This is a genomic window from Acinetobacter sp. UBA3461, from assembly GCF_002381195.1.
In the GTDB taxonomy this organism is placed as follows: Bacteria; Pseudomonadota; Gammaproteobacteria; order Pseudomonadales; family Moraxellaceae; genus Acinetobacter; species Acinetobacter schindleri.
Genome location: NZ_DFRO01000026.1, coordinates 24,890 through 46,017, shown reverse-complemented (window position 1 = coordinate 46,017; position 21,128 = coordinate 24,890). Strand labels below are relative to the sequence as shown.

Below are 21,128 nucleotides of genomic sequence, written 5' to 3'. Positions count from 1 at the left end.
GAGGGAGAAGGAACAAAGCAATTAACCCAATGCTTTCTCAGCAGCTTCAACCGTTTGACGAATCAAAGTGGTAATGGTCATAGGGCCTACACCACCTGGAACTGGCGTGTAAGCAGAAGCAATTTCTTCGATACCAACTAACTGGATATCACCTACACCACCGCCATCACGTGGATGGAAGCCAGCATCAACCACTACTGCACCTGGTTTGATCCAGTCTTTTTGAATCAGTTCAGCTTTACCTACCGCACCAACAATGATATCCGCTTGTTTCACAAATTCCGGCAGGTTTTGAGTACGTGAATGGCAAATCGTCACAGTGGAATTCGCTTCAAGCAGCATCGCTGCCATTGGTTTGCCCAGAATTGCAGAACGGCCGACAACAACAGCGTGTTTACCTGCAATTTCAATGTTGTTTTCTTTCAGGATAGTCATGATGCCAGCAGGTGTTGCAGAACCATATGCCGCTTCACCCATCGCCATACGGCCATAGCCAAGACAAGTTACACCGTCCACATCTTTTTCAAGAGAGATTGCGTCGAAACAAGCACGCTCATCAATTTGCGCAGGCACTGGGTGTTGCAACAAAATACCGTGAACATCAGGGTTTGCATTGAGTTTTTCAATTTCTGCAAGAAGTTGTTCAGTTGTGGTTTCTTTTGGAAGCTCAACTTTCAATGAATCCATACCGACACGACGGCAAGCATTGCCTTTCATACGAACATAAGTTGCAGATGCACCATCGTCACCTACCAAAATAGTCGCAAGAATTGGAGTACGACCTGATTTTGCTTTCAGCGCTTCCACGCGAGTTAACAAGTCAGCTTCAATTTGCTTCGCCAATGCACGACCGTCTAGAACTAATGCCACGGCACTTCTCCCAAGTGTTGATATGAATCAATTTTGCACATTCTACATGATAATTCTCAATATTTTCCGCCATATGCTGCTTTTATGCGCATATGAATGAATACACTATTGTTTTTTTTTGAGAGCTTGATAATATACGCATCAACAAGACGCGGCGGGGTGGCAGAGTGGTCATGCAGCGGACTGCAACTCCGTGGACGCCGGTTCGATTCCGACCTCCGCCTCCATCTTGTTAAAGCCCGAGTGGTGAAATCGGTAGACACAGGGGATTTAAAATCCCCCGCCCACAAAGCGTGCCAGTTCGAGTCTGGCCTCGGGCACCATTCTTCTACTACTGAAGATGGTGCAAATAAAGAACCCAGCGAAAGCTGGTTTTTTTATGCCTGAAACTTAGTGAAATCCATTTACAGCCGAAATCGATAAAATAGATTTGCCTTCTGCGAGGCTAAGATAGCTTGAATCGGCTTAACGACGTTTGCGTTTAGGCTTAGACAATTTGGTCATATAACTTTCAAGATTTAATAATGCCAAATAGAAAATTTTAGCCTGCTGTGTCGTAACCCGGTTAAATAATCTGGCTTGAATCACTTGTGTTAGTGCTCGAGTTTGATGGATCCGTTTAAATGGTCCTTTTGCAATCATCATCGCTATTACTCTCTTGGATAAAGGAGAACAAGGTGACTATTGGATAAACAGTCTCTATAAGGATTGCAAAAACCTGACCATTTTTTACTTAAAGTTCAAAAACATAACTACCGTTCGTCGGAATTAATAAAACAGCTCTCAAATAAAACTCTAAATATTTGTTATTTATATATTTTTATAAAAAAGACTTTGAGAAAATTTTCACATAAATAAGTATGTTTTCTTTCAAGTTTAAATGCTATAAATTTCAGCTGTTATTGTACTGCTAAAAACTGACATACCTTGTCATTTTTTGCACAAAAAAAGGGAGGGAAGCCATTAGCCCCCTCCTTTAAGTATTTTAATAATATGTGAACTAGATCACTTCTACCACAATTTTTCCGATATGTTCGCCTGTATCCATAGCTGCATGTGCATCCTGAATCTGATTAAATTTGAAAGTCTTATAAATCATTGGCAAACATTCACCTTTTGCCCATAAAGGTGCTACATGCACTTTCAGACCTTGTGCAATTTCAGCTTTTTCTGCTGTGTTACGCGCACGCATGGTTGAACCAGTAATTGTCAGGCGCTTCATCATAATCTGACCCAGCTTCACTTCCTTAGCCTTGGCACCACCCAAGAATGCGATATACACCAGACGACCATCACGGCGTAATAGATTCAGGTTTTTCTCCAGATAGGGCGCACCAACCATATCCAGAATCACATCTACACCAGCATTGTCTGTCACTTCATTAATCACCTGCTCAAAGTCCTGAGTTTTGTAATTAATTCCTGTGGTCAGATGTGAAATCGCCTGGATTTTTTCGTCACTACCTGCTGTGGCAAAGGTTTTAATACCCAAGGATTTACATAGCATGAGTGCCGTGGTTCCAATTCCACTAGTTCCGCCATGCACCAATACCGTTTCTCCCGCCTTGGCTTTACCCATCTGGAACACATTTGCCCACACCGTAAAGAAGGTTTCAGGAATCGCAGCAGCCTGTACAAAGCTCACGCCTTCAGGAATATTTAAAGTCTGGCTTTCAGGTACGACGCAATATTCTGCATAGCCCCCACCATTGGTCAGGCCACACACCTTGTCACCAACTTTAAACTGATTTACGTCACTTCCAACTGCAACCACTTCACCGGCTACTTCCAGACCTGGAACAGGTGTCACCCCTTTTGGCATTGGGTACAAGCCCTGACGCTGCAAGATATCCGGACGGTTAATTCCAAAGGCATGAACCTTGACCAGCACCTCATCGGCCTTCGGTTCAGGAATGACAACCGTTTCATAAGCAAGTTTATCCACTCCACCCGGTTCTGTAATGATGACGTGTTGCATAGTTTTTTGTGACATAGATCGTTCCGCATGTATTAACTGTTTCCTAACCCTATTTGAACATAGATAATTCCCGCTTTAAAGCCAAGTCGGACTTATGTCGAAGACCTAGCCATCATTAAGAAAAATGTATGGCATCGAGATCTCACCTTATTCTTTAAAAAAAGAAATTTTAATCTGTAAGAATTATTTTCATTTATGACAAATCCATATAAATGTCATGTTCTGCTTTTAATTTCTCAAATTCAAATATAAATGACTTGAGAATATTAAAAGCATGAAACCTGCTCACCTCTACCTCTCTATTTTGCTGTCCTTGGGCCTCACCGCATGTTCTGATGATGACGAGAAGAATTCAGGCTCCTTACAGCCACCGGTAACCCAGCCAGATCAGCCGGCTCCTGAGCCCAATATTCCTGATGAAGAAGTTCCCATTCCAGAGGTTCTTCTGGATGAAAATTTTGATAAATGGACGACTCTTTCTGGCGACTGGATACAACCTAAAAATAACGCGGGCCAGGTATATCTTGAAAATGGCGATTTGTATATCGATGGTCGTGCCCATAGCACACAAATGACAACCTTGCTTCTGCCAGAGAAATTCCAGCAATTACGCAATTACCGTATCGATATGGAATTTTCATTTGAAGAAGCACTCAATGAAGCCCGCTGGGGCAGTATCATCTACCGAGGCGCAGATCAGTTCGCTGATCCGTCTTTTACCCCCTATTACCAGTTTGCCATGCGGGTTGCTACCACTAGTGCTAGTGGTCTGGAACTATCTTTACGCATGCCAACCAATAGTTGGAATGTGCTACAGAAGTCTGCTCATAGCGAAGATATTGGCCTTCAGAAAACTCACAAGGCCAGCGTTGTAGTGTATGGAAATCGTGTACGGCATTATCTGGATGATCAACTGGTATTGGATAGCACCTTGCCTTATAACCTGGCTCAAGGCAGCATTGGTTTATCTAGTGCCGGCTTATTGATGAAAGTAAGCCACCTCAAAGTCACTGAACAACTCGATGCCTTGCCTGAATCCAATAAAGTCACTGACATTATTGACCAGCAGCTCCCGGTTTCAATGGCACCGACTTTAGCTCAGGCTGCACCGCTTAATGGCCCGGTCTCGACCGCGGCTACCCATGTTGCTTATCAACTTGATGCAGATCTTAATTTATTAAGCAACAATCAGAAAGTGAGCCACCTGACTGATTATCTTAAAGATACCCAGCGTCGAACTTTACCTTTACTCACTCTCCAAAATTCGGCAACCATTCAGGCACTGAAAGGACTGACAGAAGATTATGATCTGGCTGATATCACCCTCATTTCCGATAATGTAGATTTACTGCGTCAGGCCCGTATTGATTTACCGATGCTCCGAACAGCTCTGGATTATTCCAAGCAGACCGGGCTGGGTTATAACAGCAAAGATATCGTGACCATCGCCCACAATACCAATGTATCGCTGTCCAAAATCGTCATCTTGCCACCGCAATTACTAACACCTGAAGCAGTTAGTCATCTACAACGTTTATTGATTACGCCTTGGGCCAAGAGTGACAGTACACAGGTCTTGGACGCAGCAAAAATTCTAGCTACAGGTGTTAATGGAATTTATAGCAACCATCCTGACCTATATAAAGAAATTATGCAGCGCATGGCACCCAACACCCTGTTGCGTAAGCCGCTGATTACCGGACATCGCGGTATCCCGGCGCAAGACGATGAAAACACACTGGAGGGCACTCTCAAAGCGATCACTGTAGGAGCTGATGCAGTGGAATACGACGTGTATCTGACTAAAGATGACCATGTCATTCTTATGCATGATACCTCTGTGCTACGCACGACTGGTGTCAATCGCAATATTGAGGACATGACACTGGCAGAAGTACGTGAGCTCCGAACGCTGAACTATAACCGTCAGATTCCTACCATGGATGAAGTGCTGGCTGAGGTGAAAAAGTACCCACATGTCACCAACTTTATTGAAATTAAAAGCTACAAGCCCGAGATCGTACCAAAGATCAAAGCACTGCTAGATAAACATGATGCCTATGATCAAGCTATTGTGATCAGTTTTAGTGGCGACCAGATTTTACAAATGAAGAATGTGCTTCCAGGTGTATCAACCGGTTTCCTTACCAGTACTCCAGCCGCACAAAGCGATTTGGTCAATACACGGCGAATTCTGGATGCGACTCAACAGTATTCATCCACTTTCAATCCGTCTTTTAGCGGCTTGAGTGCGAATTTAATGCGTACTGCCTCCCAGCGCGGAGTCACTTTCTGGCCGTGGACGTTCCGTTTAAACAAAGATGATTTTAATCGTATGTATGTCCAAGGAACACATGGTCTCACCACAGATTATGCACATGATGCATCTAATTTTGTGGTAAAACTGAATACGCCAAAACAGCTCAATGCTACAGCAGGTCAAGCTCTGGAAATTCCGGGTGAGATTCAGACACAAGTTGGCAGTAAATCCTCTTATATCTTTAAAAATATGCTGGTTCTGCCTGGCTCGGCTAAATATACGCAAAATGGTCAGAGTGTAACATTTGCAGAGAAAGGCACAGCTTATGTTATGCCGCGTTATGACTATACAATCGCTCCAAACTATACATACACCCTGTATGCAGAACCTGTAACTGTCACTATCCAATAATAGTTTTATAAGCAAAACACCCAATTCACGAATTGGGTGTTTTCATTTAAAGATTTCCTTTAGGCACATCCACGAATTTCATTAGGGTACGACGTACTAAGGGCAGCATCACCAAAATTAATGGAAATGCCATCAGCCATGACATGCTCCAGGCATGCAGCCATAATGAAATAAACTGATCACTCCAGCCCTTATTGAGTAGCATGTTAAAGCAGGAAATTGCACCACTCATAATGCCGGAAAGGATCAAAGGCATGAGCCAATTCAAATGTTTGACATGAAATTTGGGAACTATTTTTTTCATCATTTTACCTGATTTTTAAATCGTGAATCGGATTACAGACGTGTGATGTTTATGGCTGCTTGATCAATCTGTTCTGCAATTTCATGTATTTGGATTTCATTAAGTTCGCTATGTTGAATCTTTAAACGCAGTGAGGTTTTTAAATTTTCCATCGCATGCTTAATATCGACATATTGTTCATTCAATTGAATTTGTTTGCGCGTATTAAAACGGTCTAGTACCTTTTGTAAGGTTTGCTGATGTTCTTTGAGATGTGCCTGACCTTTGTCAGTAATGTGATACTGCTTGCGCTCATCAGCACTCATAGTCATTTGCGTATATTGCTGTTCTTCAAGATAACTAATGGTTGGACAGATTGTGCCGGTGCTCGGCTTATAGTTCCCACCCACTAAAGCAGCCACTTCTTTAATAATATCGTAGCTAAATTTGGGTGCTTGGGCAATAAAATGCAGCACCAGCAATTTCATTTCACCTGCTTCAAACAGACGTTTGCGAGTTTTTGGAGAGTTCTCTTGTTCTTCTGTTAGGACAGAATTAGGAATTATAGACATAGCAAAGATATATCTTAAAATTAATTAAGATATATCTTACCATACTTAAGCAAAGCGATAAAAGTCAGATTTAAAGATAAAGAAATTCGACAAAAAATGTTTTTTGAAGAACATCAATATACAGGCTCATTCCTAGTTAAGATCAATATTGAAAAATTAATGGAAAACCCACAATGTGTATTGTTACCGCCTTATATGAATGCTTAAATGTGGATGATTGATAATCTCACACATTAGAATTTTAACGTTTATATTCCCTTACCATCCGGTCACTTATATCCTCCGGATAACAAAGTGGCGCATATCCACCCGCTCGGTTATAAGCACTACGCTTACCACAACGACTACCATTACTCGCTGTATTATAAGGACATGGGCAATTACCCGGATAACTCTCAATTGATTCTTTAATAATCTTCTGCTTGATTGCTTCAACGCTTTGGCTACTCTGTTTGGCTTCAACTCCAAAAGTCATACACAAGCCAGCCAGCAATAATAATTTTTTCATAAATCCCCCATCTAGGGAGAATTGTATTTAGTAACTAATAAATTGAAAGATCACATTTTGACTAATCGAATGATTTTCATGCAAACAAATTTAGGCAATAAAAAACCCGCCTTACAGCGGGTTTCTCTAAAACCAGTCCAGTCTTATAGACGAACCAGTTCCACAATTTTCTCAGCAAGTTCTTCAGCAGATTCCTGAGCAAAAGTCACATCTGTACCTTCAGTTACCTCAGTCACCACAACCACACCAGTTTCACGAACCAGCGCAACTTGATCAGCTGAAAGACCGACTTTTGCAATCGCAACCACACCTTGCTGAATTAACAGGCTTTCAAGTGCTTGAGCATTTTCAAGCGCTTTAGCAGATACAGATACCGCAGCTGGTTTTTGACCCAAACGTGCAGCACGATCTTCAGCAGTCACAGGATTGGTATGTGCAGTCCATTCGATTGCATCTTCAATCATGCCCGCACCAACAGTGACGTTGCTTAAACGGTCAATGAAGATAAACGAACCAGTATGACGGCTTTCACGGTAACGGTCGAATACCACTGGCGCATCAAACTCGATTTGAACATCAGCAATTGCGTTCAGATCCAGCTGCTCTACCTGAGTTTTCTCAAGTGTATTGACGTTTACACGGTAGTTGATCTCTGCAACTTTTGCAGGAACCGTTTGCGTACCTAGCTTAACGTTATACAACTTACCTTTAACCAATGGCTGGTCATTCATCCATACCACAGAAGCACGAACCGAACGTGAAGCTAAAGGCTGATCACCCGCTTTAACCAGCATGTTGCCGCGAGAAATATCAATCTCATCGTTCAAGGTTAAAGTCACTGCCTGACCTGCAAATGCACGTTGCAAATTGCCGTCAAAAGTAACAATTTCCTTAACAGTAGATTTCTTGCCTGATGGTAAAGCGACAATCTCATCGCCTACAGCCACTTCACCCAGCGCTACAGTACCGCAGAAACCACGGAAATCGAGGTTAGGACGGTTAACATACTGAACCGGGAAGCGGAATTCTTCTTTATCTACACTGTGGGTAATTTCAACAGTTTCCAGAGTACCCATCAGGGTCTGGCCTGTATACCACGGCGTATTTTCAGACTTGTTCACCACGTTATCGCCATTCAGGGCAGAAATCGGTGTGAAGATAATATTCGCTGGCGTACGGTCACCTAACTGGTTCACGAAGTCAGTATAGTCTGCCTTGATCTCGTTGAAACGAGCTTCAGAGAACTCCACCAGGTCCATTTTGTTGATCGCAACAATAATGTTCTTAATACCCAGCAGGCTGGCAATAAAGCTATGACGGCGAGTCTGAGTCTGTACGCCATAACGTGCGTCAATCAGGATAATTGCAAGATCTGCAGTAGACGCACCTGTCGCCATGTTACGCGTATATTGCTCATGCCCCGGAGTATCTGCGATGATGAACTTACGTTTTTCAGTAGAGAAATAACGGTAAGCGACATCAATAGTAATCCCCTGCTCACGTTCCGCTTGCAGACCATCTACCAGCAAAGCCAAGTCAGGTGCATCGCCAGTCGTACCGACTTTTTTAGAATCACGTGTTACAGCTTGCAACTGATCTTCATAAATCAGTTTTGAATCGTAAAGCAAACGACCGATTAAAGTAGATTTACCATCATCAACGTTACCGCAAGTCAAGAAACGCAGTAAGTCTTTATTTTCATGTTGTTTTAAATAGCTCAGGATATCCTGGCTGATTAATTCAGATTGATGAGACATCGCTCAAACTCCACAAATGCTTAAGAAATCGGTTTAATCTTGAATCCCTCTAAATCTCTCTTTGGTAAAGGGAGACTTGGCTCCGTTCCCTTGGGAGTTCCCCTTCTTTATTAAAGAAGGGGTTAAGGGAAGATTTGAAGATGCTTAGAAGTAGCCTTCCTGCTTCTTCTTCTCCATTGAACCTGCCTCATCATGGTCAATCATACGGCCTTGACGCTCAGAGCTGGTTGCAAGCAACATTTCCTGGATAATTTCCGGCAAGGTGTTGGCAGTGGATTCAACTGCACCCGTTAATGGGTAACAACCTAAAGTACGGAAACGTACCGATTTCATTTGTGGAACTTCACCTTCTTTTAAAGGCATACGCTCATCGTCCACCATAATCAGTGTACCGCTGCGCTCAACAACTGGGCGTTCAGCAGCAAGATATAGTGGGACCAATGGAATACTTTCAAGATAGATGTATTGCCAGATATCAAGCTCAGTCCAGTTCGATAATGGGAATACACGAATACTTTCGCCTTTGTTCACTTTACCGTTGTAAAGGTTCCAAAGTTCTGGACGCTGGTTTTTAGGATCCCAACGGTGTTTCGAGTCACGGAATGAGTATACTCGCTCCTTGGCACGAGATTTTTCTTCGTCACGGCGCGCACCACCGAAGGCGGCATCGAAACCATATTTATCAAGTGCCTGTTTTAGCCCTTGAGTCTTCATGATGTCGGTGTATTTTGAGCTACCGTGATCGAATGGGTTAATACCCGCATCACGGCCTTCTTTGTTCTGATGCACGATCAGATCAAAGCCATGAGTTTTTGCCATGTTGTCACGGAAGGCAATCATGTCTTTGAATTTCCAGCCCGTGTCTACATGAAGTAGCGGGAATGGAAGTTTTGCAGGGTAAAACGCTTTTAATGCTAGATGCAGCATTACTGCGGAATCTTTACCAATCGAATAAAGCATGACTGGGTTTTCAAACTCGGCAGCAACTTCGCGAATGATGTGAATACTCTCAGCTTCAAGCTGTTTAAGATGAGTAAGTCTTTCCTCATTTAATGACATGGACAACCTGCGTATTACACGTGTACTTATTACACTTTATAAAATTTATATTCATTATAGTGATTAAGTTTTCATAACGTTTTCTTGTTTTGTGCTATCCATATATCAAAACATCATATAAAACTTCACTGATATCTATTATTAGTTTTATTCAATCTAGTGATTTTTAATGCTTTGAATTTTAGTATTTTCTTCTATTTAGCTTTTTAAACCTACTATTTTTTAGCAATAACTTCATAGATAAATCATCTAAAGTACCTGTTCCCAACGGTAGCAAAACCACCTAGAGTAATCCTAGTACCTATGGATCTAAATTTAGACATGCCATTTACTCAATATACCCTAGAAACGTTAAAAACCCGTCTTGAACAGGCCAACCTGGCTGGCTATATCTATCAGCATCAACAACACATGCTAATTTTACAAGGCCCCTTTTCTGATGATGGTAATGCTTTAAATGTCTATATACAGCATGAACTGACTGCAGATCAGATTGGTCTACAGTTCGGAGTTCGCCTGCAAGACAATAATGCTGAATACGTTATCGGCCTGACACATAGTAACCAGAATCCGAAATATGAGATTGGTGCAGGTAATCTGAAAGGTGACCAGAAGGCCTTCAATCTTTTATATGCTTTTTATAACTACCCTAAAGCATTTTATGTGGTTGCCCTGCCTTTAGCCGCGAATAGCCAGACACTTGAACAGGCACTTGAAGATCAGCTGTTTAGCAAGCCCGAATTGGATTTCCTGAATACGGCGGTAAAAACTAATCCAATGGGTGAACAGGTACAATGGATGAAAGCGTATATTCTTCAGCAAGCTTTAGATATGAAAGTACGTATTCAGACGTCATTGTTGTAATTCTACTTAGGCTAATTGAATTAATCGTAGAGTCGATACACATGCGATCAGCTCAATTCAATTTAGCCTTCTTTCGGCAATCTTCAGGTTGAAATATTTATATAAATCAATTGTTTTAAGATCAGCATAACAGACATATACTTTTTAAAAAAAGGTGAATATTAAAAATGTTTAATGTTGCGCTTTATCGCATTCATTATTAAGCACCTCCTATCAGATAAGAAAAAGTTCTTATTAAGATATCCTTCGATCAAATAAAGTCATTGTCACTGACTAAATGTCTGTTTCATTCGAATTTCAGCTTTAACAAAAATATGACTACGTTAATTTTTTATCCATTTATTCATAAATTTATTAAGATACTGTCATCTTTTTGAAGCTATTGTTTTCTAAAATATTAATTTGATAACTCATACAAGAATTCAATCTAATTTCCAAATATTTAAATTTTTCAAGTTTCATATCCGCTACTTTTGTGTGTATTTAGATTGCAAAATGTATAATCAATGTTATCTTTTTATAAGCAAGAATTATTCTTACTCATTTTGCCAAACATAATTATAGATAGAGACCCGAAGCAATGTGGGAGCTTTTTACCGAACCGTCGAATGTTGTTTTCAGTATTAGTCTTAGCCTGATGCTGATGTTTGCAGCGCTGGAATGTATATTGCTGTTTCTGGGTGGTGGTTCACAAAGTGTTTTTGACCAACTCTTGCCTGAAGACTCGCATCATGTAGACCTTCATCCTGCCAATAACCCTAATATCTTTAGCAAGGTATTCGACTGGCTGTATCTGGGACAACTTCCTCTCTTTATCTGGCTGATCATTTTCCTGACCACCTATGGCTTAAGCGGTCTTTTGATTCAAGGTATATTTGAACGTTTTACTGGACATTTAATTAATGGCTGGATCATTTCCCCAGCCTGCCTGTTCCTGTGCATGCCTCTGGTCCGTTTTAATGCCAAAATAGCGGAAAAGATCCTGCCAAAAGATGAAACCACCGCGATTCATATTGAAGAATTGATTGGCCGAACTGCAATCATTATCCTCGGCGATGCTCGTGCCAACTCACCAGCACAAGCCAAAGTTCAAGATCAGTATGGCCATACCCATTATGTGCTGGTCGAACCTGCCAATGGTGAAATCCTGAAACAGGGCCAATCTGTGATTTTAATGGATAAAACCCGCAATGGCTTCCAGGCCATGAAAGTCTAAATACTTATCCTCTCTTACTTTATATTTATTATTTAATCCAAAATTATATTTTCAAATACGCTAAAACAGAGAACAAACAACAATGCTAAATTTTGATTTATATAACATTTTAATCATTACTGGGGTTATCTTTGCCGGCTTGATCACATTTGGTCTGATCATTGCTCGCCTTTACCGTCGTTCAAGTAAGGAAATTTCTTTTGTCCGTACCGGTTTTGGCGGGGAGAAAGTCATTCTAGGCGGTGGTGCGCTGGTTCTGCCGGTATTGCATGAAATTATACCGGTAAATATGAATACTCTGCGTCTGGAAGTTCGCCGTGCTGATGATCAGGCACTGATTACCCGTGACCGTATGCGTGTCGATGTTATGGCCGAATTCTATGTCCGGGTTAAACCAACCGCAGATTCAATTGCAACGGCAGCACAAACCCTTGGTCAAAAAACCATGTCACCGAACGAGCTGAAAAATCTGGTAGAGGGCAAATTCGTGGACTCGTTACGTGCCGTAGCTGCTGAAATGGCGATGGAAGAGCTGCATGAGAAGCGTGTCGACTTTGTACAAAAAGTACAGCAAGTCGTGTCGGAAGACCTGCATAAAAATGGTCTTGAACTTGAAACTGTTTCTTTAACAGGTCTGGATCAGACTGGCTTCAAATATTTCAATCCACAAAATGCTTTCGATGCCGAAGGTCTGACCAAACTGACTGAAACCATTGAAGACCGTCGCCGTAAACGCAACCATATTGAACAGGATACTGACCTGGCAATTAAAACCAAGAATCTTGAAGCTGAACAGGCACGTTTACAGATTATTCGTGAAGAAGAATACGCCAAGCTGCAACAGGAACGTGAAATTTCGATTCGTCGCGCTGAACAGCTGGCTGAGATTGCAGCCCAAGAAGCTGCTAAAAAACGTGAAGCTGAGGAAGCACGTATTGCGGCTGAACGCGAAGTAGAATTAAAACGTATTCTGGCTGCCCGTGATGTCGAAAATGAAAATATCCAGAAAGCACAGATTATTCAAAAAGCTCAGGTTGAACAAAAGAAAACCATTGAACTGGCTGAACAGGACCGTGCGATTGCGATTGCTGAAAAATCTCGTGCCGAATCTGAAGCCAAAGCACAAGCAGATCTTGCCCGTGCTCAAGCAGTAAAAGCTGAAGAAGAAGTCGTAACAGTACGTCAGATTCAGCAGGCAGAACGTCAAAAAGCAGTTGAACTGGTGGCTGCCAAAGAACAGGCTGAGAAAGATGCAATTGCGATTACCGTGGCTGCTGAAGCAGGTAAACAGGCAGCGGCTGATGATGCAGAAGCGGTTCGTATTGCCGCTGAAGCAGAAGCTGAAAAAGTTCGTTTAAAAGCCAAGGGTGAAGCAGATGCTAAAGTTCTCCTGGCTCATGCAATGGAGAAACAGTATCAGGTCGATGCTGAAGGTACCCGTGCAGTGAATGAAGCTAACAATGTACTGTCTTCAGAGCAGGTAGAAATGCAGATCCGTCTGGCAATGCTCAAATACCTACCTGAAATTATCCGTGAAAGCGTCAAGCCAATGGAAAACATTGATGATATAAAAATTCTTCAGGTGAATGGCCTTCACGGAGCACATACAGGTTCTTGTCAGGCAGATGCTCATCATGAAAGTAGTAATGTTGCTCTTTCCGACCAAGTTGTAAATAGTGCTCTACGCTACCGCAGTCAAGCTCCGCTCATTGACAGTCTGATGAGTGAGTTGGGCATTCAGGGTGGTGATATTAATGGGATGACACAAAGTCTAAAAACGAAAACCTAAAAATTTATCGCTAAAATTTTTAAAATAAAAAAGCTTCCAAGATGGAAGCTTTTTTCAAAAATTACACATATATTTCCAAATAAACATGCTATCAGTAAAGAAAGCGAATAAGCATCATTCTCATGATGGATTATTAAGATAAGAAAATTTATAATAATGATAATTACTGGATAGCATAATGAAAAATACAACTTACTCCAGAAAATCTGCACTCAATATAACTTTAAGCTTAGGTTTAATTACCTCTTTAAGTTTACTTAGCACCTTTTCTAGCTCATCAAATGCACTGACCAAACCTTTATCTTTTTCATCATTAATTGAAAGGTACCAGAAGAACCAACAATTAGAGATGTCAATTATGCATCTTGATTTAGACTATATTTATGACCCTGATCCACGTCAGATGACACGTAATATTAACCAGTTAATCAAGCGTATAGAGACTGTCCAGCCTAATACTATTTTTTTACAGGCTTATGCTGATGAGGATGCTAATGGTTCAGCGAATGAAGTGTATTTCCCTAACCCACATATGCCTGTCCGGGAAGATTTATTTAAAAAAGTTACTGAACAGATTCGAAATCGTACCACTGTTAAAAAAATCTATGCCTGGTTACCCATGTGGGCTTGGGAACTGCCAAAGCACTACCGGGCAAATTATGTAGAAACTACAAACCAGAACATAAAAGGTTATATTCGCCTGTCGCCATTTGATCCAAAAAACTTTGATTATGTCTATGATATCTATAAAGCATTAACAGATAAAATAACTGTGGACGGTATTTTGTATCATGACGATATTACCTTGAATGACTATGAAGATAGTTCATCCTCTGCCATGCAAGTATATAAATACTGGGGATTTAAAGATGCTGAAAAAATATTACGTCATCCTCAACATCCAGAACAAATGAAGTTTGCTAAAGCTAAAACCGCCTATTTAGATAATCTTGCTTTAAAATTGAGTAATAAGCTTAAAATCACCAATCCATCACTCAAATTTGCCCGAAACTCTTATGCGCCTGTGATGTTGAATCCTGAAAGCGAGAAATGGTTTGCACAATCAACCTCAAGTACCCTACAGCATTATGATTATAATGCTGTTATGGCTATGCCTTATATGGAAAAAGCCCCAGACCACTCCAAGTTCTATCTTAATTTGGTAGAAAAAGCACGGCAGTATGACCCTACTTTATCTCGGACCATTTTTGAAATTCAAACCATAGACTGGAATACACAGCACAAACTTTCAAATGAGGAGTTATTAGAAACTGTACATCTATTAAAAGAACAAGGAGTGCAGCATATTGGCTATTATCCAGAAGATCCTTTTATGCCACACCCACATGCAACGATTTTTAAGCCAAAGAAATTTTCATAGGCCTACCTTGTATATCGTACTGCTCTAATCTCCCCTCCTGATTATAGTACAGGGTCAATTGTTTGGCCTGTACCATTTCCAGTAGAGCATGCTTTTCAACATCAAAGCTATAAGCAATCTCCTGGAGTTCAACCGGTCTAGGTGCCGAACGCCGATCTACTCGATTGAATCGGATCCAGTTATAACACGCCCATAACAGCAAGCTTGAAAAAGCAATAATAATCAGTAGGGCCAGCTCAAGTAGCGTCATTCCCTGATAAGGTTTATGGTCTATTAACACATGATCAACAATCAGACTCGATTCAAACCACCATAAACCCAGGGAGGCCAATGGCATAAATAACCATATCCACGCCATCCAGCCTAATGCCATCAGGCTATAACCACTCGTTCGACCACTTACATATTCTGGAACATCGATATACTCCGGAATATCGAGTTTAGATTCTTTAACAGTTGCTGCGACACTGAGTTCAGAAAGTTCAACAGTTGTTGGGAGCTCCATATACTCGGCAATTTTAACCTGCGGCTTGGCAGGAATATTTTTATTGTTTTTCACCTTATTTTACCTCTGTTTCACCACGGAAGCCTCGGTCTGGACTGATCCACCGTGCACGGGTTTGGGTTTTAAAAATGGTCTTCGGCAACGATACAACGGTCGTTAACATAGTTAAAATCCAGAAAAATAGTGGGTACCAGATTACCCAGAAATAACTTCTGAACATTCGACCTTTATCATATCTACGGTCAATCCATAGACTGACCATGAACTGAATCAAACAGCTTGCGCCGAGAATCACACCATACCACTGCGGCAACAGAGAATTGATATACCACTCTGGGGCCACAGGAAAGAACAAACCATAAAAGAACAAGACGAATACACCAAACATGGTATATGCCCATAACACGCTAATCACAGATTCCAGTGCAATCGGCCACATGCGGCGCAAACGCCATTTAAATATTTTAGGAATATACGCAAAGAGTACTTCAATACCACCTTGTGCCCAGCGTAATCGCTGCTGCCACAACCCTCTAAAAGTTTCGGGCATATAAATATAGGTGAGTGCTTGAGGGACATACTGCACATCCCAATGATCAAACTGCAAACGCCATGACACATCAATATCTTCGGTAATCATGTCATCACGCCAGTAACCAATACGATCCAGAGCAGTTTTTCTAAATCCGGCACAGACACCAGAGACAGTGAAAATGCGACCATAAGTACGTTGTGCCCGCTTAATCAATCCGATAATAGAAGAAAATTCTCCAACCTGAACTTTGCCTAGTATGCTGGAGCGATTGATAATCCGCGGGTTACCCGTTACCGCTCCGACACGCGGGAACATGGTTAAATGATGCATCATCCAAAGTACACAATGTGGATGCATTAACGCATCGCCATCAATACAGATCAGGTACTCATAACCACTTACCATTGCGCCTGCACGTAGTGCATACGCTTTACCCTGGTTCTCGGCCAAATGTACTACACGTAATTTTGGATATTTTTCTGCCAGTTCATCCAGAATCTCTCCTGTCTGATCCGAACTACCATCATTAATCGCAATCACTTCAAATTTTGGATACTGACTTTGCATGGCATAACGAATGGTCTGCTTGACCTGTTCAGCCTCATTAAAACAGGGAATTAAAATACTACAACCTGCTTCTTTGGGTTCAGGTAATGCTTTCTGATTTAGTTCGCGTTTTATAAAAAACCAGATTCCGCCAGCAATCCACATCCAGGCCATAAACAATGGATAGAAAAAAGCAAAGCCAAAGATGACATCATGTAAACTGATACTATTAATCATTTACGTTCTCCCTGCTGAGCCTGAAAGGGATCACGATAAACGAAAGGATTACTGTTTAAGCTAATCGATGCATAAAGTCTTTGTTGAACCTGCCCGGCATTTTTAAAGTTATAATTTTCAAGCGAAATTTTCTGGATACCTTGTCTACGTAAATTCGCAATACTATTAGTAATCCATTGATCTTGTTCTGATTGACCTGCCAGATCAAAACCGATCATCAAACGTTGTTTTTGTACGGAGGTCAACTGCTGAATATTTTTGAGCAACTGGTTATGCTCAGCTTTGCTGGTTTTTTGATCCAAAACCAGATAGATATAGTCTGAATCATCTGCCAGGGTTTCAAATAAGGCCTTCAGCCCCATAGTTTTATGGGTATTTATTTTCAGTACTGCCAAATAGACATTACTGATATTGGCATAGTATTTGGCACGTCGACTCGTATTTTGTTTTAAGTTAATAACTCGCTCAATCTGTTTCTTACATTCAGCCGACCACTGTGTACTCTCTACAGCACAATTTAACTCTTGGCCAGCATCTATCACCAAGCCTTCCAGAATGCTGTTATATTTGAATATATCTTCAACCAGCTGGACCATATTATAGCCCTGATTCATCATACTGAGCGGTAACTCTGCATAAACACGCTGATACGTACGGGTACGTGCTTGCCATAAAGTACGGTTCAGTAAATCCTGTTGCATTTTTAACTGGCTGTTCGGGAAGTAAGCCACATCAACCGTGCCATTACCATCGAGATCGGCAACAGGTTTCAAGATCAGCTGATTGGTTTTCAGTGCATCTAACTGGTTGAGGAACTGACCGAGTTTTTCATCAGCCTGTTTTATACTGGGCTGTGCAAGATCTTTCAAATTAAACTGAATAAAGCTCTTCTGCTCCAGATAGGGTTGCTTGGTGTGATACAAAAACTCAGACATTGCCTCTCTAATTTCTGCCAGGTTCGGGTTATTCATAATCAAGGCACGCTGATAGGTTTTTACTGAATCAGCCAATGGCGCCATAGTGCCGAGGCTAAAAGACATGCTTAGTCCTGCCTGCTTAGCAATATCTTCTGTTTCCGCTGTTACAGCGCCATAGGGCCAGAAAATTGCATGAGTCGGTACTGACAATTCCTGTTCCAGAATGGCTTTAGAACGCTTTAAGTCTTCCAGCACACGCTGCTTATAAGCGAGGTCAGATTCATAACGTGCCTTTGTCAGATCATATATACGTGCAGTTGCAGCAGGCTGCATATTTCTTTGTGGATTCGAAATAACTCCATGATGCAGATTATGTGAATGCGATACAAACTCGACTAAGCCACTATTTTGCATTTCCCGCATCTGGTCCCAATTCATCAGATTATTTGCCCCATAGGACTCTATGGCATCTTTATGCCTGGTACCAATCCAGCTGGTTGGAATAGCAAAAACGGCATGTAATTTATATTGTTTTAATAAAGGAAATACTTGGGTATATCCACTTAGCGCCCCATCATCGAAAGTCAAAAGTACCGATTTTTCTGGTAATGGAATTTTTTTCTCACGGGCACGGCGGATATCTTCCAAAGAAATAGTTTTCCAGCCTTCATGTTTTAACCAAGCAAAGTATTGCGCCAAATATTCAGTACTAATTGCATATTGATCACGATCACCCTGACGTGCCACATCATTCCTGACATCATGAAAAGTGAGTGTTACGAACTGGTTTTCAGGCAGATCCATCGCTTTATTTTCAGCATGAGTATATGCCATAAAAAGAGTTAAGCATCCTAATAGAGCGAGTGTATTTTTTATTGTTTTCATTAGAATCTCCCTTCAAATCCAAAACTTGCTTCAAGTCTATTTTCATCTTCACCGTCATAAGGGTGTTGCCCATAGGACACCCCATAATTCAGGGACCAGGTTCTGGTGATTTGCCAGAGGTGTTGATATTTCGCCAAATAAATCAGGCCTGAGTCATAATCTTCCTGGTCAAATACACCAAGATTTAATGAAAAACGTTGAGTTAACGACTGATCATAACTACGCCAGGTTACCCAATCATGTTCCAGACCTGCTTCTGCACTCCAACTTGAAGATGGATTGAAATAGGAAGTTTCTACATCATCTTTATTCGATGCCCAAAATCCATATAAGTTCAGATGGGTTAAATGATGTGGAGCCTTAAAAATACGTTGCTTGAAATAGGTACCTAGTTCCTGACGCTCATTTCCGTCATCAATATCAGTAAACTGATAGCTCAATCCAGCCTTTGTAGATTCATGCTGTTGCCAGTTTAAGTCGAAACGATAAGACTGCCCTTCATGTTCATCCTGTATCTGCAATGGAATCTCTGCCTGGCTGTTATAAGCCAGACCATAATTCCAGTGATCACTTAACCAATGATTCCAGGTTATATTCACACCAAAGCGATCACCCTCGGTCGCTTGTGAAAGTGCTACAGTGGCATACTTGCGGTTATCGACCCATTCCAGTCCTACACCGATCCGCTGATCATCTCGCTTACCTTCTTCATACTCTCCACTACGGTACTGATGCTCCACAAAAGCCCGGTAATAATCCGAAAACCATGGGGTATTGAGTCGCGTCCAGCTTTGTTTCTCACGAGAACCATTCAAATTATTGACCAGATCTTGATCATCCGTTTCACTTTTCGCATAAAGACTATTATGTGAAATGGTAAACCGCTCACGATCTTTGAGCTCCTTATGACTACGTACTACCCCGGTATCAGTTCCTGCCCGCTCTAAAAGATCAGTATTGCTACTACGCCATGTCTGCACATCAAAGACAGCTTGCGCATTTTGCATGCTATTAATTCGGGTGGCTTGTGTTGATGGCTCTGTACCATTGAGCAAGGAAACCGTTGCCTGTGCTTGCAAAGGTTTTTCACGCCAACGCTGTATAGTCGCAAGATAATTGATGTAATTACGATTTCCTGGAGATTTATTTACCAGGTCCTGAAAATACAGTTCTGCCTTATCCAGCTGGTTTTTATAACTATAATGAAGACCTCTTAAGATCACATACTCATCACGGTCCATATGAATCGTACGGTCTACACCTTTAGCCTGACTATAGAAGAATATTGGTAAGCGCTGATCCATTTCCTTAATTACTTCATCAGCGGCTTTAAATTTTTCTTGTTCAATCAAGCTATAGTACAGACCTGCATAAACGTCATAGTCTACATAATTCTTTTCTTTAAACAGACTGCGGTACAATATTTCCGCCTGCTTTGGTTTATGATTGCGCAAATAGCTATCAGCTAGTGCATGTCTGGTATAGGCAGGCATCTGTTCTACCGGCTGATTGATTTTAGCCAGTTGGGCCAAAGCCTCAGTAGAACGTTGCCGTGCACTTAAGGCAAAAATATATTCATAATAAAATCTTTGACGTAACTCGGGATATTGGGCTAGCTCATTTTCATAAGCCTGCATTTCCGAAATCACCTGATCCAGCTCTGTATAGGCAATTTTGCCCTGATCCTTTTCACTTTGTACTTTATAGAAATCAATGGCATTACGAATATGTTGACTAAACTTGATCAGCTGTACTTCATGCTTGAGACGACTTTGCCCTTTACCCTGCTGCTGTAAATAACGGTTTGCACTGTCATAATCAGCACTGGCTGCCAAAGCCAGCACATACTGTTCCTGCACACTTTCCGAACGACTCATCGATAAAGCGCGAGTTGCGGTATTCAGTGCCTGTATAGGTTGTCTTAATAAGCGATAGGTATAAGCTAATTGTACCAGCTGATCAGCATTCAGCTGTTTCTGGTCAACTTTCCTGATTTGTTGCTCTGCCTGCTCCAACTGACCACTTTCCGCAAGCAACATGCCACGGTATAAATCCCATGGAATATCACTTGTGCTGTTTTTCTGAAATTTTGCTGCATATTGTTCAGCCAGCAAAAATTTACCCTGATCACGTAATAACATCACCAGAGGCAGTTGCCCATAGACTGGATATGTTGAAATTTTTAAGTGATTCAGATTGTAATCTTGCTGAATTAGGGGGGAATTATATTGTCGGCTTAACAAAATAAAGTCAGCCAGCAGGTTCATGTTCGCAGGGTCTGCGCGTACCATTTCTGCGAGTATTTTTAAACCTTTTTGGGTATCCCCAGACTTAATTTGCTTGACTACCTGATGCCTTTGCGTGTCTGTAATAGCTGCATATAAAGGATTCAAGCTGATTCCTGTAGCAAGCAACACATAGGCGATTGAGTAATAGTTATTGTTGTTTAGCATTGGCATTTGTCTTGTTATGTATTTTATTTATACAAACATTATAACAAAGTGCGATTTAGCTCACAATTTCATCCTGTCAGACCAAACTATTATGTATTTCTT

General features: G+C 41.3%; 17 protein-coding genes and 2 tRNA genes. 7 read left to right on the top strand and 12 right to left on the bottom strand.

The features are described 5' to 3' along the window. Positions 1 to 21 precede the first annotated feature (21 nt). On the bottom strand, positions 22 to 870 hold the full coding sequence (folD, locus tag B3D47_RS06280) for a bifunctional methylenetetrahydrofolate dehydrogenase/methenyltetrahydrofolate cyclohydrolase FolD (protein WP_286860669.1): 849 nt from the start codon (positions 868 to 870) through the stop codon (positions 22 to 24). A gap of 153 nt (positions 871 to 1,023) precedes the next feature. Between folD and B3D47_RS06275 the strand changes: the two genes are divergently transcribed. Both B3D47_RS06275 and B3D47_RS06270 read left to right on the top strand, forming a co-directional pair. Continuing rightward, positions 1,024 to 1,097: transfer RNA gene (locus B3D47_RS06275), tRNA-Cys, on the top strand. Positions 1,098 to 1,107: 10 nt separating this feature from the next. Continuing rightward, positions 1,108 to 1,193, top strand: a tRNA-Leu gene (locus B3D47_RS06270). Positions 1,194 to 1,335: 142 nt separating this feature from the next. Here the strand turns inward: B3D47_RS06270 and B3D47_RS06265 are convergent. Then, positions 1,336 to 1,515 carry a hypothetical protein gene (locus B3D47_RS06265; RefSeq protein ID WP_004810797.1) on the bottom strand — a complete coding sequence of 60 codons (180 nt, stop codon included), beginning with the start codon at positions 1,513 to 1,515 and terminating at the stop codon, positions 1,336 to 1,338. Positions 1,516 to 1,870: 355 nt separating this feature from the next. Beyond that, the gene (locus B3D47_RS06260; RefSeq protein ID WP_286860666.1) at positions 1,871 to 2,863 is read right to left on the bottom strand and encodes an NAD(P)H-quinone oxidoreductase; all 993 of its coding nucleotides are present in this window, start codon (positions 2,861 to 2,863) and stop codon (positions 1,871 to 1,873) included. A 259-nt stretch (positions 2,864 to 3,122) separates the two neighbouring features. Here B3D47_RS06260 and B3D47_RS06255 point away from each other — a divergent pair, with 259 nt between their 5' ends. Beyond that, positions 3,123 to 5,519: a glycerophosphodiester phosphodiesterase gene (locus tag B3D47_RS06255; RefSeq protein WP_286860664.1), complete on the top strand. Its 2,397-nt coding sequence runs from the start codon at positions 3,123 to 3,125 to the stop codon at positions 5,517 to 5,519. A gap of 46 nt (positions 5,520 to 5,565) precedes the next feature. Here the strand turns inward: B3D47_RS06255 and B3D47_RS06250 are convergent, their stop codons facing one another. The 5 genes from B3D47_RS06250 to cysD all read right to left on the bottom strand — a co-directional run bounded on the left by B3D47_RS06250 (position 5,566) and on the right by cysD (position 9,698). After that, complete coding sequence (locus B3D47_RS06250; protein ID WP_004893532.1) at positions 5,566 to 5,823, bottom strand: DUF2798 domain-containing protein; 258 nt, start codon at positions 5,821 to 5,823, stop codon at positions 5,566 to 5,568. A 32-nt stretch (positions 5,824 to 5,855) separates the two neighbouring features. Then, positions 5,856 to 6,374: a PadR family transcriptional regulator gene (locus B3D47_RS06245; RefSeq protein WP_071319974.1), complete on the bottom strand. Its 519-nt coding sequence runs from the start codon at positions 6,372 to 6,374 to the stop codon at positions 5,856 to 5,858. A 241-nt stretch (positions 6,375 to 6,615) separates the two neighbouring features. Beyond that, positions 6,616 to 6,882, bottom strand: coding sequence for a hypothetical protein (locus B3D47_RS06240; RefSeq protein WP_004893528.1), 267 nt, complete (start codon positions 6,880 to 6,882; stop codon positions 6,616 to 6,618). 143 nt (positions 6,883 to 7,025) lie between these two features. Further along, positions 7,026 to 8,639 carry a sulfate adenylyltransferase subunit CysN gene (gene cysN, locus B3D47_RS06235; RefSeq protein WP_048882306.1) on the bottom strand — a complete coding sequence of 538 codons (1,614 nt, stop codon included), beginning with the start codon at positions 8,637 to 8,639 and terminating at the stop codon, positions 7,026 to 7,028. A gap of 144 nt (positions 8,640 to 8,783) precedes the next feature. Continuing rightward, positions 8,784 to 9,698, bottom strand: a complete 915-nt coding sequence (gene cysD / locus B3D47_RS06230; protein ID WP_004810809.1) for a sulfate adenylyltransferase subunit CysD — start codon at positions 9,696 to 9,698, stop codon at positions 8,784 to 8,786. 321 nt (positions 9,699 to 10,019) lie between these two features. Between cysD and B3D47_RS06225 the strand changes: the two genes are divergently transcribed. From B3D47_RS06225 to pgaB (B3D47_RS06210), 4 genes are all read left to right on the top strand, one after another. Further along, positions 10,020 to 10,562, top strand: a complete 543-nt coding sequence (locus B3D47_RS06225; protein ID WP_286860658.1) for a hypothetical protein — start codon at positions 10,020 to 10,022, stop codon at positions 10,560 to 10,562. 580 nt (positions 10,563 to 11,142) lie between these two features. Next, positions 11,143 to 11,778 carry a YqiJ family protein gene (locus B3D47_RS06220; protein WP_008301914.1) on the top strand — a complete coding sequence of 212 codons (636 nt, stop codon included), beginning with the start codon at positions 11,143 to 11,145 and terminating at the stop codon, positions 11,776 to 11,778. An 82-nt stretch (positions 11,779 to 11,860) separates the two neighbouring features. Continuing rightward, positions 11,861 to 13,567: a flotillin family protein gene (locus B3D47_RS06215; RefSeq protein ID WP_286860655.1), complete on the top strand. Its 1,707-nt coding sequence runs from the start codon at positions 11,861 to 11,863 to the stop codon at positions 13,565 to 13,567. Between the two features lie 178 nt (positions 13,568 to 13,745). Further along, positions 13,746 to 14,948, top strand: coding sequence for a poly-beta-1,6-N-acetyl-D-glucosamine N-deacetylase PgaB (pgaB, locus tag B3D47_RS06210; protein ID WP_286860654.1), 1,203 nt, complete (start codon positions 13,746 to 13,748; stop codon positions 14,946 to 14,948). Here the strand turns inward: pgaB (B3D47_RS06210) and pgaD are convergent. The 4 genes from pgaD to B3D47_RS06190 are packed head-to-tail and all read right to left on the bottom strand — an operon-like array spanning position 14,926 to position 21,026. Next, positions 14,926 to 15,507, bottom strand: coding sequence for a poly-beta-1,6-N-acetyl-D-glucosamine biosynthesis protein PgaD (pgaD, locus tag B3D47_RS06205; RefSeq protein ID WP_004810820.1), 582 nt, complete (start codon positions 15,505 to 15,507; stop codon positions 14,926 to 14,928). The two genes, pgaB (B3D47_RS06210) and pgaD, sit on opposite strands and share 23 nt — an antisense overlap. Position 15,508: 1 nt before the next feature. Then, entirely contained in the window at positions 15,509 to 16,771 is a 1,263-nt protein-coding gene (gene pgaC, locus B3D47_RS06200) for a poly-beta-1,6-N-acetyl-D-glucosamine synthase (RefSeq protein WP_286860651.1), read from the bottom strand. Continuing rightward, positions 16,768 to 18,573 carry a poly-beta-1,6-N-acetyl-D-glucosamine N-deacetylase PgaB gene (gene pgaB / locus B3D47_RS06195; protein WP_312440871.1) on the bottom strand — a complete coding sequence of 602 codons (1,806 nt, stop codon included), beginning with the start codon at positions 18,571 to 18,573 and terminating at the stop codon, positions 16,768 to 16,770. The genes pgaC and pgaB (B3D47_RS06195) overlap by 4 nt, the downstream gene beginning before the upstream one ends. After that, the gene (locus B3D47_RS06190) at positions 18,573 to 21,026 is read right to left on the bottom strand and encodes a poly-beta-1,6 N-acetyl-D-glucosamine export porin PgaA (protein ID WP_286860645.1); all 2,454 of its coding nucleotides are present in this window, start codon (positions 21,024 to 21,026) and stop codon (positions 18,573 to 18,575) included. The genes pgaB (B3D47_RS06195) and B3D47_RS06190 overlap by 1 nt, the downstream gene beginning before the upstream one ends. Positions 21,027 to 21,128: the final 102 nt, after the last annotated feature.

What these genes read in the sequence shown, in the direction of transcription:
- pgaC (WP_286860651.1), bottom strand. Translation starts at nt 16,771, where the DNA reads ATGATTAATAGTATCAGTTTACATGATGTCATCTTTGGCTTTGCTTTT.
- B3D47_RS06265 (WP_004810797.1), bottom strand. Translation starts at nt 1,515, where the DNA reads ATGATGATTGCAAAAGGACCATTTAAACGGATCCATCAAACTCGAGCA.
- cysD (WP_004810809.1), bottom strand. Translation starts at nt 9,698, where the DNA reads ATGTCATTAAATGAGGAAAGACTTACTCATCTTAAACAGCTTGAAGCT.
- B3D47_RS06225 (WP_286860658.1), top strand. Translation starts at nt 10,020, where the DNA reads ATGCCATTTACTCAATATACCCTAGAAACGTTAAAAACCCGTCTTGAA.
- B3D47_RS06255 (WP_286860664.1), top strand. Translation starts at nt 3,123, where the DNA reads ATGAAACCTGCTCACCTCTACCTCTCTATTTTGCTGTCCTTGGGCCTC.
- pgaB (WP_312440871.1), bottom strand. Translation starts at nt 18,573, where the DNA reads ATGAAAACAATAAAAAATACACTCGCTCTATTAGGATGCTTAACTCTT.
- B3D47_RS06250 (WP_004893532.1), bottom strand. Translation starts at nt 5,823, where the DNA reads ATGAAAAAAATAGTTCCCAAATTTCATGTCAAACATTTGAATTGGCTC.
- cysN (WP_048882306.1), bottom strand. Translation starts at nt 8,639, where the DNA reads ATGTCTCATCAATCTGAATTAATCAGCCAGGATATCCTGAGCTATTTA.
- B3D47_RS06260 (WP_286860666.1), bottom strand. Translation starts at nt 2,863, where the DNA reads ATGTCACAAAAAACTATGCAACACGTCATCATTACAGAACCGGGTGGA.
- B3D47_RS06220 (WP_008301914.1), top strand. Translation starts at nt 11,143, where the DNA reads ATGTGGGAGCTTTTTACCGAACCGTCGAATGTTGTTTTCAGTATTAGT.
- pgaB (WP_286860654.1), top strand. Translation starts at nt 13,746, where the DNA reads ATGAAAAATACAACTTACTCCAGAAAATCTGCACTCAATATAACTTTA.
- B3D47_RS06245 (WP_071319974.1), bottom strand. Translation starts at nt 6,374, where the DNA reads ATGTCTATAATTCCTAATTCTGTCCTAACAGAAGAACAAGAGAACTCT.
- B3D47_RS06240 (WP_004893528.1), bottom strand. Translation starts at nt 6,882, where the DNA reads ATGAAAAAATTATTATTGCTGGCTGGCTTGTGTATGACTTTTGGAGTT.
- B3D47_RS06215 (WP_286860655.1), top strand. Translation starts at nt 11,861, where the DNA reads ATGCTAAATTTTGATTTATATAACATTTTAATCATTACTGGGGTTATC.
- B3D47_RS06190 (WP_286860645.1), bottom strand. Translation starts at nt 21,026, where the DNA reads ATGCTAAACAACAATAACTATTACTCAATCGCCTATGTGTTGCTTGCT.